This window comes from Terrimonas ginsenosidimutans, assembly GCF_022012415.1.
Lineage (GTDB): Bacteria > Bacteroidota > Bacteroidia > Chitinophagales > Chitinophagaceae > Terrimonas_A > Terrimonas_A ginsenosidimutans.
The window spans coordinates 545,323-558,003 of the sequence record NZ_JAKLTR010000002.1; the positions used below are offsets into that span (position 1 = coordinate 545,323).

General features: G+C 46.9%; 11 protein-coding genes. 6 read left to right on the forward strand and 5 right to left on the reverse strand.

Going from position 1 to position 12,681, the window contains the following annotated elements; translation table 11 throughout:
• Positions 1 to 262 precede the first annotated feature (262 nt).
• Positions 263 to 1,066 (reverse strand): SDR family oxidoreductase, encoded by an 804-nt coding sequence (locus tag LZZ85_RS04735; RefSeq protein ID WP_237868965.1) that lies wholly within the window; start codon positions 1,064 to 1,066, stop codon positions 263 to 265.
• Positions 1,067 to 1,352: 286 nt separating this feature from the next.
• Between LZZ85_RS04735 and LZZ85_RS04740 the strand changes: the two genes are divergently transcribed.
• Complete coding sequence (locus LZZ85_RS04740; RefSeq protein WP_237868967.1) at positions 1,353 to 3,698, forward strand: tetratricopeptide repeat-containing sensor histidine kinase; 2,346 nt, start codon at positions 1,353 to 1,355, stop codon at positions 3,696 to 3,698.
• Positions 3,699 to 3,830: 132 nt separating this feature from the next.
• Here the strand turns inward: LZZ85_RS04740 and LZZ85_RS04745 are convergent, their stop codons facing one another.
• A complete protein-coding gene (locus tag LZZ85_RS04745) occupies positions 3,831 to 4,493 on the reverse strand; it encodes a YdeI/OmpD-associated family protein (protein WP_237868969.1) in 663 nt (220 codons plus the stop codon).
• A 182-nt stretch (positions 4,494 to 4,675) separates the two neighbouring features.
• Positions 4,676 to 5,146: a DUF456 domain-containing protein gene (locus tag LZZ85_RS04750; protein ID WP_237868971.1), complete on the reverse strand. Its 471-nt coding sequence runs from the start codon at positions 5,144 to 5,146 to the stop codon at positions 4,676 to 4,678.
• 397 nt (positions 5,147 to 5,543) lie between these two features.
• On the opposite strand from LZZ85_RS04750, the gene LZZ85_RS04755 reads away from it, so the two are divergent.
• The 3 genes from LZZ85_RS04755 (at position 5,544) to LZZ85_RS04765 (ending at position 7,584) form a co-directional block, all read left to right on the forward strand.
• On the forward strand, positions 5,544 to 6,566 hold the full coding sequence (locus LZZ85_RS04755; protein WP_237868973.1) for an RHS repeat domain-containing protein: 1,023 nt from the start codon (positions 5,544 to 5,546) through the stop codon (positions 6,564 to 6,566).
• A gap of 105 nt (positions 6,567 to 6,671) precedes the next feature.
• Complete coding sequence (locus LZZ85_RS04760) at positions 6,672 to 7,043, forward strand: hypothetical protein (RefSeq protein ID WP_237868975.1); 372 nt, start codon at positions 6,672 to 6,674, stop codon at positions 7,041 to 7,043.
• 118 nt (positions 7,044 to 7,161) lie between these two features.
• Positions 7,162 to 7,584, forward strand: coding sequence for a hypothetical protein (locus LZZ85_RS04765; protein ID WP_237868977.1), 423 nt, complete (start codon positions 7,162 to 7,164; stop codon positions 7,582 to 7,584).
• Positions 7,585 to 8,053: 469 nt separating this feature from the next.
• Here the strand turns inward: LZZ85_RS04765 and LZZ85_RS04770 are convergent, their stop codons facing one another.
• Positions 8,054 to 8,269, reverse strand: a complete 216-nt coding sequence (locus LZZ85_RS04770; protein WP_237868979.1) for a hypothetical protein — start codon at positions 8,267 to 8,269, stop codon at positions 8,054 to 8,056.
• Positions 8,270 to 8,481: 212 nt separating this feature from the next.
• Positions 8,482 to 8,724 carry a hypothetical protein gene (locus LZZ85_RS04775; RefSeq protein WP_237868981.1) on the reverse strand — a complete coding sequence of 81 codons (243 nt, stop codon included), beginning with the start codon at positions 8,722 to 8,724 and terminating at the stop codon, positions 8,482 to 8,484.
• A gap of 1,293 nt (positions 8,725 to 10,017) precedes the next feature.
• Between LZZ85_RS04775 and dnaK the strand changes: the two genes are divergently transcribed.
• Together dnaK and LZZ85_RS04785 are read left to right on the forward strand one after the other, a co-directional pair.
• On the forward strand, positions 10,018 to 11,925 hold the full coding sequence (gene dnaK, locus LZZ85_RS04780) for a molecular chaperone DnaK (protein WP_237868989.1): 1,908 nt from the start codon (positions 10,018 to 10,020) through the stop codon (positions 11,923 to 11,925).
• 168 nt (positions 11,926 to 12,093) lie between these two features.
• Positions 12,094 to 12,681, forward strand: coding sequence for a peptide deformylase (locus LZZ85_RS04785; protein ID WP_237868991.1), 588 nt, complete (start codon positions 12,094 to 12,096; stop codon positions 12,679 to 12,681).

A 12,681-nucleotide genomic window follows, 5' to 3' on the forward strand; every position in this document is an offset into this window, starting at 1 on the left:
TCGGTTCAGCAGACCCTGGTCGTTGAGACACAATAGCCCTGAAACGAAAGGAGATCTTTTCGGACACCTGGCGTAGCTTCCCGCAGATCAATGCAGCTGCTTACGCAGCGCATGATGACGGCTGCAATCAGCAGCTATCATCTGCACATCTGCGAACATTCATCTGTGTTGATCGGCAGGAACCTTACGCCATCGACAACCTCTAAGTCGATGATTATGGTGAATCATCAACCGGTGCCGCCTGGTTAAGCTGTATGCTGTTCTAACCCAGGAACAGTGTACGCATTTCCTGGCGGGATGCTTCGGTTCCGATCTCCAGGCGTCTCGCATACATCGCATTGGCATCATTACCTGCAACATAACGCACCTGGTCCTTACCATCAGTCGCAGCTTCGTACACTACATCGGCGATCTGTTCAGCTGTAGATGCGTTGTGCATCATCTGTTCAAAGCTTTCGAACATCTTTGTTTCGATGGACAGGTAATCAGGATGACTGTTCATATCAAGTGATCTTCCTGCGAAATCAGTTACAATACCTCCGGGTGCAACAGTTTTGATCCCGATATTGAATTTCCCTAATTCAAATGACATGCTTTCGCTCCATCCTTCCAGTGCCCATTTTGTTGCATGGTAAATGGAACTGATGGGGAATCCGAAAATACCACCGATTGAAGTTGTGGTGATGAATAAACCATTGCCTCTTTTTCTGAAATAGGGAATAAAAGCCTGCGTCACACGGATCACGCCAAGCAGGTTTGTATCAAGCTGGCGAACGATCTTTTCATCGCTGATCGCTTCCAGTGCACCCATTAGTCCGTAACCTGCGTTATTGAATACCACATCGATATCATGAAGAGCGATTGCTTTTTCAACCGTAGACTGGATCTGTGTGAGATCAGTGACATCCAGGGGGAGGAGCGTTACGTTATCCAGTTGACTTAATTCTGTTTCCTGAGCGGTGTTCCGCATGGTGGCGATCACATTCCAGCCATTTGACTGGAATAATTTTGCTGTTGCTTTTCCTAATCCTGCTGACGCACCGGTGATAAAGATTGTCTTTTTCATTTTGTTTTGTTTAATGATTGTGATGTAAAATTGGCGCAGGGACGGGAATGGAATGTTTCCAAAACGGGGTAAGGTGTTTCCAAACTGCGGAAGCTGTGGATGCATCGCAAAGGGCACAAAGGAACCGCGAAGGGCACTAAGATAACTTAGCGTACTTCGCGGTTGCTTTGCCCACTTTGCGGTACTCCTACGCCAGACGCGACAACAATCAGCTTAATTTGTACAATTACGGTCACCGGCGCTCTTTGCAGAATAACTGCCTGAATTCGTATTTTGTGCTCTGCTTATGAGATGCATCCTCCTCTTATTCTTTCTGACCATCACCGCTGATCTTTTCTGCCAGGAAACCGCGGCTGCCAGGGTACGGTCACTACTTGCAAAGGCAACCGCCCAGCGCCCGGAATTTGGCGACACATCTCCGCAGGCAGGGCTTGCTATACGCCACGCCGAACAGGCGATGGCGATAGCTGGTAAAAACAAGATGGCCAGGGAATTCCATGAAGCAGGCATGTTGAAGATCGAAGCTCTCTATGCCACCGGAAAAGTGCAGGCGATGGAGCAGATGCTTCTTTCCACCAAAGACTCTCTCAAAGCAGAAGTGGCCCGCAACATCAGCCGGCATTACAACGATGGATACTTCTGTCCGCGGGATGCTTCAAAATCCGTTGAATATGCCAGGCTGTCCATAGAGCTCAGCCAGGGAGCAAAGGATCTGACCCGACGTGTGAATGGGTTGAATCAACTGGCATATGTTTATCTCAGGTCAGGGGATGCTGACAAGGCGGAAGAGAAGTTCACAGAAGTGGTAAGGATCGCCAGTCGTCTACGGTCAGAGCATGCATCGTTTCCATACCTGCACCTGATGCTGATCAATGAATGGAGGGGATACCTGAACAAAGCAGTCCAGATCGGTCTGGACGGGATCAGGCACCTGGATTTCACCGGCTACACGCTTTACAAAACGTCTATCTACCTGCATATTGCCCGGATGTACTGGATGCTGAGTGACCTTGAAAAGAGTATTGAATTCTTCCGGATCGCCCAGCAGGAATGCTTCAGGCAAAAACAGGAGGTCGGATTCTGGTTCTCTACACGCGGGATGATCGATCATCTGCTCACTCTCCAACGACCAGAAGAAGCCAGGCGGTTGTATGACGAAGCATATCAACTGATCCCTTCACCCAAAGAAAACGAGGCGTACATTCTGCAAAGGCTGGCATCTGCCCGGCTTAACATCGTATTCAGGCAATACGCGATCGTTGATAGCTGTCTCGCACAGGCCCTGCGGGTCAACGCCGGATCAGACTATGGTGTGGCGATCGACCGTGCTTATGCGGAACGTTATTTTTCCACGAAGCAATTTGATAAGGCAAAGACAGCTATCGAAAAAAGCCTTTCACAGCCTGAAGCATGGTCTGTCTATAATATAGCAGAAGTTCACCAGTTTGCCTATCGTGTTGATTCCGCCCGGGGGGATCTGGCGTCTGCCTTATCACACCTGCATGTATCCAAAAAGCTGACGGATTCACTGAACGTCAGTGCTAAAGCACGGCAGGCTGAGGAGCTGACCATCCAGTACCAAACAGAAAAGATCAAACGCGATATTCAATTCAAGGAACAGACGATCCAACTGATGGAAAAACAGCAAGCTTTACAGGCCGCTGCATTCGGAGAGACCAGGCTTAAGTTTGTGATAGACAGTACGGAGAAACAAAACCGGTTGCTCTCGATGAGTGCAACAGCTGCTGAAAGAGATAAAGAGCTTGCCGTGAATCAGCGTAATATCGATCAGTTGCAAAGTGATAATGCCAGCCGGCAATCGCGATTGGAAAATGCGACTTTCACGCGTAATATTATCCTGCTGGTTGTATTATTACTGGCGATCATGCTGCTGATGCTATACCGCCAGTTCAAGGCCAAACAGGCTGCCAATAAACTGATCGACAAGAAAAATACCCGGCTGGAAGAGCTGGTCAAACAAAAGCAGTCACTTGTGGAGGAAAAGGACTGGTTGCTGAAAGAGATCCATCACCGGGTGAAGAATAATCTGCAAACGGTGATCAGCCTGCTTGAATCGCAGTCGCACTACCTGGACAGTGAGGCATTATCGGCCAACCAGGTAAGCCGCAACCGGGTGTATGCCATGTCACTCGTGCATCAGAAATTGTATCAGACAGAAAATGTTGCTTCAGTGCAGATGGATGTTTACCTGCGGGAACTGGTGGATCATCTGCGGGATTGTATGGATATAAAAGGAATTCAGTTTGTATTAAAGCTGATCCAGATCCAACTGGATGTGTCACAGGCGATCTCGCTTGGGCTGATCCTGAATGAAGCGATCACCAACTCGATCAAACATGCTTTTCCCAATGGCACAAATGGCGCGATCATCGAAGTGGAGATGGATCGGAAGGAAGAAGGTGAATTGGTATTCCTGATACGTGACAATGGGATCGGCATCTCTGCCGATTTGCAGAAGAGCCGGCCGACGAGTCTTGGGTTAAAACTGATCAAAGGGTTGACGGAAGATCTGGAAGGTCGTTTTGAAATGAATACAAAATCGGGAACAGCGATGACCATTACGTTTGTACCGAAAGATCCGTTTAGTAGCTTGAATGGGGTACTGGCGTAGGAGGATCGCAAAGAACCGCAAAGTTCGCTAAGATATCGTTCTTAATAATGAATACCTTGGCGGCCTTTGCGGTTCTTTGCGTCCTTTGCGATCCTCCTACGCCAGTACAAATTATTTAAACGATACTGATATCTACCGGTTCGCGGGATTCTTCCATTTCTTCCCCAGCCGTTCGATGGTGCCGGCAACTCTTTCTGCTTTAGTCTCCTCACGCTTTGCCGTTACGATCCACTCGATGTATTCTTTCTTGTTGGTGAAGGAAAGCGTTTCAAAGAACGCAGCCTGTGCCCTGTTCTTTTTGAAAGCAGCGCTGAGCTCACCAGGCAGCTTTACTTCTTTTGTTTCAGTTTTTACCCAATTGAAGATCTCGCGTTGCGCAGGTTTGGCGGCTTTTTTCTTTTTATCGCTGGTTGTTTTCGGGCGGAAGCCAAATACAGACCATGTGTCATTAAAAGAGATAAGACTGACCCAGGTGAGTTTCTCATCTTCCGCCAGCAACTTGTCCCAACCTTTGTCACGGGTGAGATCGGTTTGAATACCTGAACTGCCTTTCGGGTAATAGGCCCAGATCGTCACGTTGTCTTTTATGAGCTTTAATACTTTGCCGAGTTCCTTTTCCATCTGTGAACGGTCTTTTACAAACCAATGTACCTGGTTGAAGTTTTTAGCGGTGGTGCTGATAGATACACCGGAAGGAAGTTCGGGGAATGACTTTTTAAAATAGGAAGGAGCATTGATGGTAAGCAGGGTATCATTTTCCTGGATGCGTAGTTTCTTGAAAAGGGGAGTTACCATAGTGAAGTCTGTTAAGCTTTGCCTAAGTTAAGATAAAGAGTTTGATGTTGAGTGGCGTAGGAGTATCGCAAAGAACGCAAAGGAACCGCAAAGGGCGCAAGTGAATACTTTGCCAAAGACTGATCTCTTTGCGCCCATTGCGGTTCTCAGCGTACTTTGCGATACTCCTACGCCACGCACTATCAAATACTCTTAATAACATAATACAGCATAAAAAGGCATATCACGATCTTCATAAAGGAGCCAAGCAGAAACCCGACAAAGGAGCCCACCGCAGACTTGAAAGACCTGTCCGTACTCTGCCCACCGATCATCTCCCCAACAAAAGCACCGAGAAAAGGACCAACGATCACACCGACCGGACCCATCCAGAAGGCAAGCACGAAGCCAAGCGTGCATCCCCAGGCACCGTATTTGGTACCGCCAAAGCGTTTGGTTCCCCAGATCGGAATCAAATAATCCAGTATGAGCGAGGCGACAGTTATGGCAGCCCAGATCCAAAGGAAGCGCGTGGAAAAAGGATTAGGATCCCGCAACTGCTGGATCAGCAGGCCGATGAACGCAATGGGAGGGCCGGGGAGCAGGGGAAGTATGCTGCCTGCCACGGCGACGAGACAAAGGATGATGCCAAGGGTGATCCAGATGTATTCCATGGTTAAATGTATGAAGGAATGATGGGTCCGCATGAGGAAACCTTACGCTTGATCATAACAAAGGGATCAGCACTATCACCTACAATCATCTGAATCTTCCGGCACAAATTACCCTGCCGGGCAAAGGCAGTATCAGTTATACCTATGACGCAAACGGTATAAAACTCAGAAAAACAGTAACCGAACCCGGCAAAACAACAACACTTTACATCGGCGGCAGCGTATATGAAAATGATCAGCTGCAGTTTTTAGGAACATCCGATGGACGGATCAGGTTTGTGAAATCAACGCCATCCACTTGTCCCACAGTTTTGCCAGATCGGTTTGTTTTCGATTATTTCATCAAAGATCATCTGGGTAACGTAAGGATGGTGCTGACCGATCAGCAACAAAATATTTGTTACGTTCCGGCGACTGTCGAAGACGGTCGATATGCGGTCGATATGCGGTCGAGAACCAGGTTTATGACATTGTTGATACAAGGCGTATCGATAAGACGGCTGCTGGTGCCGGATCACAATCAAGTTTCGAAAACAAGGTTTGCCGGGTGCATGGAGGGCTGACAGGAGAAAAGACCGGCCTTGGTGTTACTTTAAAGGTAATGAGTGGCGACCAGGTGAAGATATCAGCAGAATCCTTTTACCCAATGCCCGGAGGCGGAAGCCCCGGCTCTTCGATTTCCATGACGCTGTCAGAGCTGTTAACGTCATTTGTACAAAGTAATATAATATCGGCAGCAGGTCATAGCGGAGTGTCCACTTCCGGCGTTAGCGGAGCAGGAGCTAATAGTTCCTTACTCCCGCTTCATTTAGGAGGTTTGAGCGAAGGGGCTAATAATGCACGGGCATTTGTAAACTGGATCCTGTTTGATGACCAGTTCAAATTCGTCGCAGGGGATGCAGAACCGGTAAAGGAGTTTGGCGGGTATAAGCTTCATACCAAGTTTGTTAACTTACCGGTTCAGGTCACTAAAAATGGATTTTTGTATATTTATGTTAGTAATGAGAGTAACCTGCCGGTTTATTTTGATAATCTGGTAGTGACGCATACGCCGGGAGCGTTGGTGGAGGAGAGCCATTATTATCCGTTCGGGTTGACCATGGCAGGGATCAATTCTAAGGCTTTAGCTTTCGGAGAGCCAGGGAATAAGATCAAGTACAACAACATGGAGCTGCAAAGTGAAGAATTTAGTGATGGGGTTGGACTTCAGATGTATGAGTATAAGTATCGTTTTTACGATTATCAAATAGGGCGTTTTATTTCACAGGACGGATTAGCTGATAAGTATAATCATTACGCTCCGTACCAGTTTGCGGGAAATCAGGTGCCCAACGCAATTGATCAAGATGGACTAGAGCCTTATCTGCCAAACTATGCGATGGAGTATCGATTAGCTAAAGAGTTTGGAAGAACTGATTAGTATCTATATGAGCTGAAGCAATATGAGGGGAAGGTAGGGATTAACGCCATTAAGGTTGCGGCAATAACATGGATAGCTATTTTTCAGCCGCAAATAGGAATACCTTTGATTGTTGCTGAAATAACAGGGATTCCGGTAACTCCATCCCCGCAAGCTATGTCGGAAGTAACACTATCCAGACTTGCAACGCTCGAAGAGGGAGTGGAAGAGGGTGCTTTATTGGCAGGCCGCAAAGGAGATATACCACTGTCATCCACATTGGACAGACATGAAATTCCTTCTGCAGCCTCAATGAGAGAGGGACTTGGAATTGCAACTGATGAATTGCCAGCCATTCAATTGCCAGTTCCCGTGCATAGTAAAACGGGGTCATTTGGTGGCGTAACAGCGGCTAGAAACTATCGAAAAGCGGAACTGGCACTTATTAAGGCTGGTAAAGTAGAAGAGGCTTTCGAAATGGGAGTGCGCGATTTATAAGAGCAGTTGTTAATTCTCCTCAAGGAAAACAACTTTTAGAAGTTGCTGGTTATACCGTTCAGGACGTAGATAAAGGTGTTGAAATAATGAGGCAGTACTTTAAAATTTTGATGAAATAATGTTGAGAATTTTACCCTTTCAAGAAATTGGAAAATGGAAGCTTAATCGATCTGTGATGGACTTAAGCGAACTAGCTCAAAATGTAAATGGCGAAGGTAAGACTGATCATTCGGTGGTATACTTTGATGATTTTGTAACCGTCGAGTTTCTAAATCACCTATCTAAGTTCATAGGTGCTCATATTAGCTTGAACCCGATTCACCAAGATTTCATTTTTTCAAGCAAAACTTACGAACAGGTTATTGAGTACTTTTCTCTATTTGGGAAAGAAGTATATATTGAGGGGCAAACAATGGTTGTCAGTGTCGATCTCGGAATAACAACTTATTTTGAAGATGGGATAAAGGAGGTTGGAGTATTTTCACCTGACTTTGCGATCAATATGATAGAAGGAATGGACTCAGTTTTTCGTAATCGGTAGAGATCTTTCAATTACCATCAGTCATGCATAATTGTTTTGCTGATTGGCTTCAAAAGTTATTTTTTAATAAGGCCTTTTCGAGGACGGCTCACAAAGAATATGTGAAAGTTAATAATACCGATAAAACTATGAACTGGGCTTCAAATAGCATTTTGAGTACCGGAATATGTTTGATTGGCACATGGCGATCCCGTACGTTATCACATTCAATGAAGGTCAAAATTTTGTTTATCGGGTACGTACAGTTATTCAACGCGACCGCAACATAATGAGAAAAGGTTGTTTGTAGGTACGTTTAGTGTAATCACTCGATCTTGCAATCGGGATATGGTCGCATCCGGAATTTGGAGAGAAATGACCAAGTTTTATCAAAGAGTAGCAGCCAAATTTGAAGGTGCTTCATGAATTGATAAAAAGAAGCCATTGAGCATCCAGTAGAATCATGATGCTCAATGGCTTTAGGATAAGTCTACTTATCTTCTTCCATCACCGTTGCCTGACTTATCGCACTTGCCACGCTACCAGCTACGATAAGATAGTTGGCAATTGTGACGATGAAAGAAGGCAATTCAATCGGAGCTGCAACGATGGTCGTACCTGCTGCTGCCAAACACAATCCAATATTTCGGAGTGTGCGGAAGAAAGGAGGCGTGTCCTGTTGTAACCGTTGAAAAAATGGTTTCATTAAATCAAAATTTACTGTTGAAAAATGAGGGCAGCCGCCTGATTGTCGATCGCCAATCAGGTGGCTGCCCTGTTTAATGCCTACGACTCAACGACGCCTTTGAGATGTGCAATTTGAGATGTCTGCCAGTATTACTGCGGGTGTTGATTGATCATTTAACGATCATCCCTTTGGAAAGGGAAAGGCCCGGAATACTGATAAAACGATAACTTTTACTCTGTGGCCTGCGACACTGCAATAACTGCCAGTGTATTGTGCTCACTGTCTGCAAGCGGATATGCCACACCATTCACCACGTCCTCGAACTGGATGCCCATGACGACGATGATCGAGTTTGGACTGTCCGCAGGCAGTTGTGCTGTGAGATTCACGGCAGCGGCAAGGTTCATGTCGATAGGCAATGATGCGCTACTGGTGATGAACTTGCTGTGCTCGAGGGTTTTCGAAGTCAACATCGATAGCCCCGATCAGAAATCTGAAATGAGTAGCCGCTGAAGGATAGCTCATGCCCAGCATCGGCGTGAATGGTTGAACAGCGATCGTTATCTCACCTGTTTCGCGATTGATCGCCGGTGTTTAGAATCTCATGTATTCCAGGTACTGTGGTGGCTTCATCAAAAACTCACCAGAGCTTCAATTTGACAGGCCTTCTCCAATCAGGCTACAGCCCACGGTTTCAACCGTGGGCGGACAAACAAGGATAGGACCAGAGTGGTCATTATGATCAAACATCCCGATCGACCATATCCGGCCATTCATTCCCCACGGTTAAAACCGTGGGCTATTGCGCCAACTGCAACGATGACCGATAGCCCCAAACCTGGTTCAATATGAACAGGCCTTCCAATCGTGCTACAGCCCACGGTTTCAACCGTGGGCGGACAAACAAGGATAGGAACAGAGCGGTCATTATGATCAAACATCCCGTTCGACACTATATCCGGCCATTCATTCCCCACGGTTAAAACCGTGGGCTATTGCGCCAACTGCAACGATGACCGATAGTACCAATACCTGATTTCAATATGAACAGCTTTCTCCAATCGTGCTACAGCCCACGGTTTCAACCGTGGGCGGACAAACAAGGATAGGAACAGAGCGGTCATTATGATCAAACATCCCGTTCGACACTATATCCGGCCATTCATTCCCCACGGTTAAAACCGTCGGCTATTGCGCCAACTGCAACGCTCACCGATAGTCCCACTACCTGATTCAATATGACAGGCCTTCTCCAATCAGGCTACAGCCCACGGTTTCAACCGTGGGCGGACAAATAAGGATAGGAACAGAGCGGTCATCATGATCAAACATCCCGATCGACCATATCCGGCCATTCATTCCCCACGGATAAAACGGTGGGCTATTGCGCCAACTGCGACGCTGACCAATAATCGAACTGTCTGATACCATATTCAATTGGGACCGGGAGTGAGGTTGCTGATTTGCCGGTCGCCAAGGCTGTGCTCGATTGCAAACTATAAACTGACCTGCCAGCCCATCCCTCTGCCATCCTTTCCGGGTAAAAATCTCCTTTCTGACAGTTTTATGCGCATCAAAGCCATACTCACATCCGCCCAAAGCCTGAAAATCAGCCTTAAACTGTACTCCCTTATCCCTCAGCCCCTTATTTCCCAATTTCCACCTGACATTTTTGCACATTTCATGCCGGCGGCATAATGATTGAGAAACAGATGCAGTCTGGTCAGCTCAAAAGTGACCGGCAATTAAAAGGAGAAAATTATATTATGGGAAAAATAATCGGAATCGACTTAGGTACCACCAACAGCTGCGTAGCAGTAATGGAAGGCAATGAGCCGGTAGTAATCGCCAACGACGAGGGACGCCGTACGACCCCGTCAGTTGTGGCTTTCCTGAAAAATGGAGAAAGAAAAGTGGGTGACCCTGCAAAACGCCAGGCGATCACTAACCCGCAAAACACCATCACGTCCGTAAAGAGATTTATGGGCCGCCAGTTTGGCGAGGTGACAGAAGAGATCAGTCACTGGAGCTATAAAGTGGCAAAAGGTGACAATAATACCGTACGGATTGACATAGACGGCCGTCTGTATACTCCACAGGAAATTTCTGCCATGGTTCTTCAGAAAATGAAGAAAACAGCGGAAGATTACCTCGGTCAGGATGTTACCGAAGCCGTGATCACCGTTCCCGCATACTTTAACGATGCTCAGCGCCAGGCGACCAAAGAAGCCGGTGAGATCGCTGGTCTGACGGTTCGCCGGATCGTGAACGAGCCAACTGCAGCCGCTCTCGCATATGGCCTCGACAAAGGCAAACACGATCAGAAGATCGCTGTATTTGACCTTGGTGGTGGTACATTCGATATCTCGGTTCTCGAACTGGGTGACGGCGTTTTCGAAGTAAAATCTACCAATGGTGATACCCACCTCGGTGGTGATGACTTTGATAAAGTGATCATGGACTGGCTGGCTGATGAATTCAAAAAAGAAGAAGCGATCGATCTGCGCAAAGACCCAATGGCGTTGCAGCGTTTGAAAGAAGCTTCTGAGAAAGCGAAAGTGGAATTGTCTTCTTCCAGCGAAACAGAGATCAACCTCCCTTATATCACCGCTGTGGATGGCGTGCCTAAACACCTGGTGAAAAAACTGACACGTGCTAAATTTGAGCAACTCGCAGACTCCCTGTTTGCCCGTTGCCTGAAACCCTGCGAAGCTGCATTGAAAGATGCCGGTTTATCTACTTCACAGATCGATGAAGTGATCCTCGTAGGTGGTTCAACACGTATCCCTAAAGTGCAGGAGATCGTTGAGAAATTCTTTGGTAAAAAACCAAACCGCGGCGTAAACCCGGATGAAGTGGTTGCGATCGGAGCCGCTATCCAGGGTGCGGTGCTGACTGGTGAAGTAAAAGACGTGTTACTGCTTGACGTAACACCACTTTCTCTTGGTATCGAAACAATGGGTGGTGTAATGACTCGTTTGATCGACAGCAATACGACCATTCCTACCAAGAAATCGGAGACTTTCTCTACAGCGAGCGATAATCAGCCGGGCGTACAGATCCATGTACTCCAGGGCGAACGCTCACTGGCAAAAGACAACAAGAGCCTCGGCATGTTCAACCTCGATGAGATCCCGCCTGCACCAAGAGGCGTACCGAAGATCGAAGTAACATTTGATATCGATGCGAACGGGATCCTCCACGTTACTGCAAAAGACCAGGGAACCGGTAAAGAGCAGAAGATCCATATTGAAGCCGGTAGCGGATTGAGCAAAGACGAAGTGGAAAAAATGAAAGCTGAAGCCAGAGCAAACGAAGCAAGCGATAAAGCTGAAAAAGAAAAGATCGAGAAACTGAACCAGGCAGACAGCCTTGTTTTCCAAACAGAAAAACAAGTGAAAGAGTTTGGAGATAAGATCCCCGCTGATAAAAAAGGCGCGATCGAATCAGCTCTCGAAAAACTGAAGACAGCACACAAAGCACAGGATATCGCAGCGATCGATTCATCAATGACTGAATTGAATGCCGCATGGACTGCTGCAAGTGAAGACATCTACAAATCTCAGGATGCTGCAGGTGGCGGCGCTCAACCTGGCGCAGATCAGGGACAGCCAGGCGACAATGCAGGAAAAGCTGATGATGTAACGGATGTTCCTTACGAAGAAGTGAAATAAGGAATAAGTAAAAATTCAAAAGTAAAAAGCCTCTTTCCGGAGGCTTTTTACTTTTCCGGATCTGATGTTTTTGAATACATAAACAGTTGGCTTCTGAACGGCTATTTTTACTTCTTACTTTTGGATTTTTACTTTTTACTCTTTGCCCTCTTCGCGTTATATTAGAGAATGGTATTACCCATTTATTCTTATGGTCATGAGATCTTGCGTACGGTGTGTGAACCATTGACGCCGGAGACCATTCCGGCAGCGCTTATCTCCGATATGTGGGACACGCTTTATGGCGCGGCGGGTTGCGGATTGGCGGCACCGCAGGTGGGGGAATCTGTGCAGCTTTTTTTAGTGGATAGTAAACTGCTATATAACCAGATGAACCCGGAGAGCAGGGCAGTGTATTTCGAAGACAATATTGGCATAAAGGCTGTTTTCATCAATGCAGTGATCACGGCTTATTCGGAGAGAAGGTGGGTCAGTGAAGAAGCCTGTCTGAGCATACCAGGTCTGCAATACGGCATAGAGCGCCCCTGGAGTATTACCATCGAATACCGCGATGAATATTTTCAACCGCATAAGAGAACATTCAGCGGCATTACCGCAAGAATGATCCTGCACGAATTCGAGCATACAAATGGAGTGCTGTATCTCGATCATCTGCCGCAACGAAAACAAAAGCGCATTGCGGGCAAACTGGACCGGATCAGCAGAGGCCGTGTGAAAGCGGATTACCCCATGTCATTCACCAATGACAGCAGATAG

Excerpts from the sequence above, each read along its gene's own strand:
- LZZ85_RS04765 (WP_237868977.1), top strand. The coding sequence starts at position 7,162 with ATGTTGAGAATTTTACCCTTTCAAGAAATTGGAAAATGGAAGCTTAAT.
- LZZ85_RS04745 (WP_237868969.1), bottom strand. The coding sequence starts at position 4,493 with ATGGTAACTCCCCTTTTCAAGAAACTACGCATCCAGGAAAATGATACC.
- LZZ85_RS04740 (WP_237868967.1), top strand. The coding sequence starts at position 1,353 with ATGAGATGCATCCTCCTCTTATTCTTTCTGACCATCACCGCTGATCTT.
- LZZ85_RS04785 (WP_237868991.1), top strand. The coding sequence starts at position 12,094 with ATGGTATTACCCATTTATTCTTATGGTCATGAGATCTTGCGTACGGTG.
- LZZ85_RS04750 (WP_237868971.1), bottom strand. The coding sequence starts at position 5,146 with ATGGAATACATCTGGATCACCCTTGGCATCATCCTTTGTCTCGTCGCC.
- LZZ85_RS04770 (WP_237868979.1), bottom strand. The coding sequence starts at position 8,269 with ATGAAACCATTTTTTCAACGGTTACAACAGGACACGCCTCCTTTCTTC.
- dnaK (WP_237868989.1), top strand. The coding sequence starts at position 10,018 with ATGGGAAAAATAATCGGAATCGACTTAGGTACCACCAACAGCTGCGTA.
- LZZ85_RS04775 (WP_237868981.1), bottom strand. The coding sequence starts at position 8,724 with ATGTTGACTTCGAAAACCCTCGAGCACAGCAAGTTCATCACCAGTAGC.
- LZZ85_RS04735 (WP_237868965.1), bottom strand. The coding sequence starts at position 1,066 with ATGAAAAAGACAATCTTTATCACCGGTGCGTCAGCAGGATTAGGAAAA.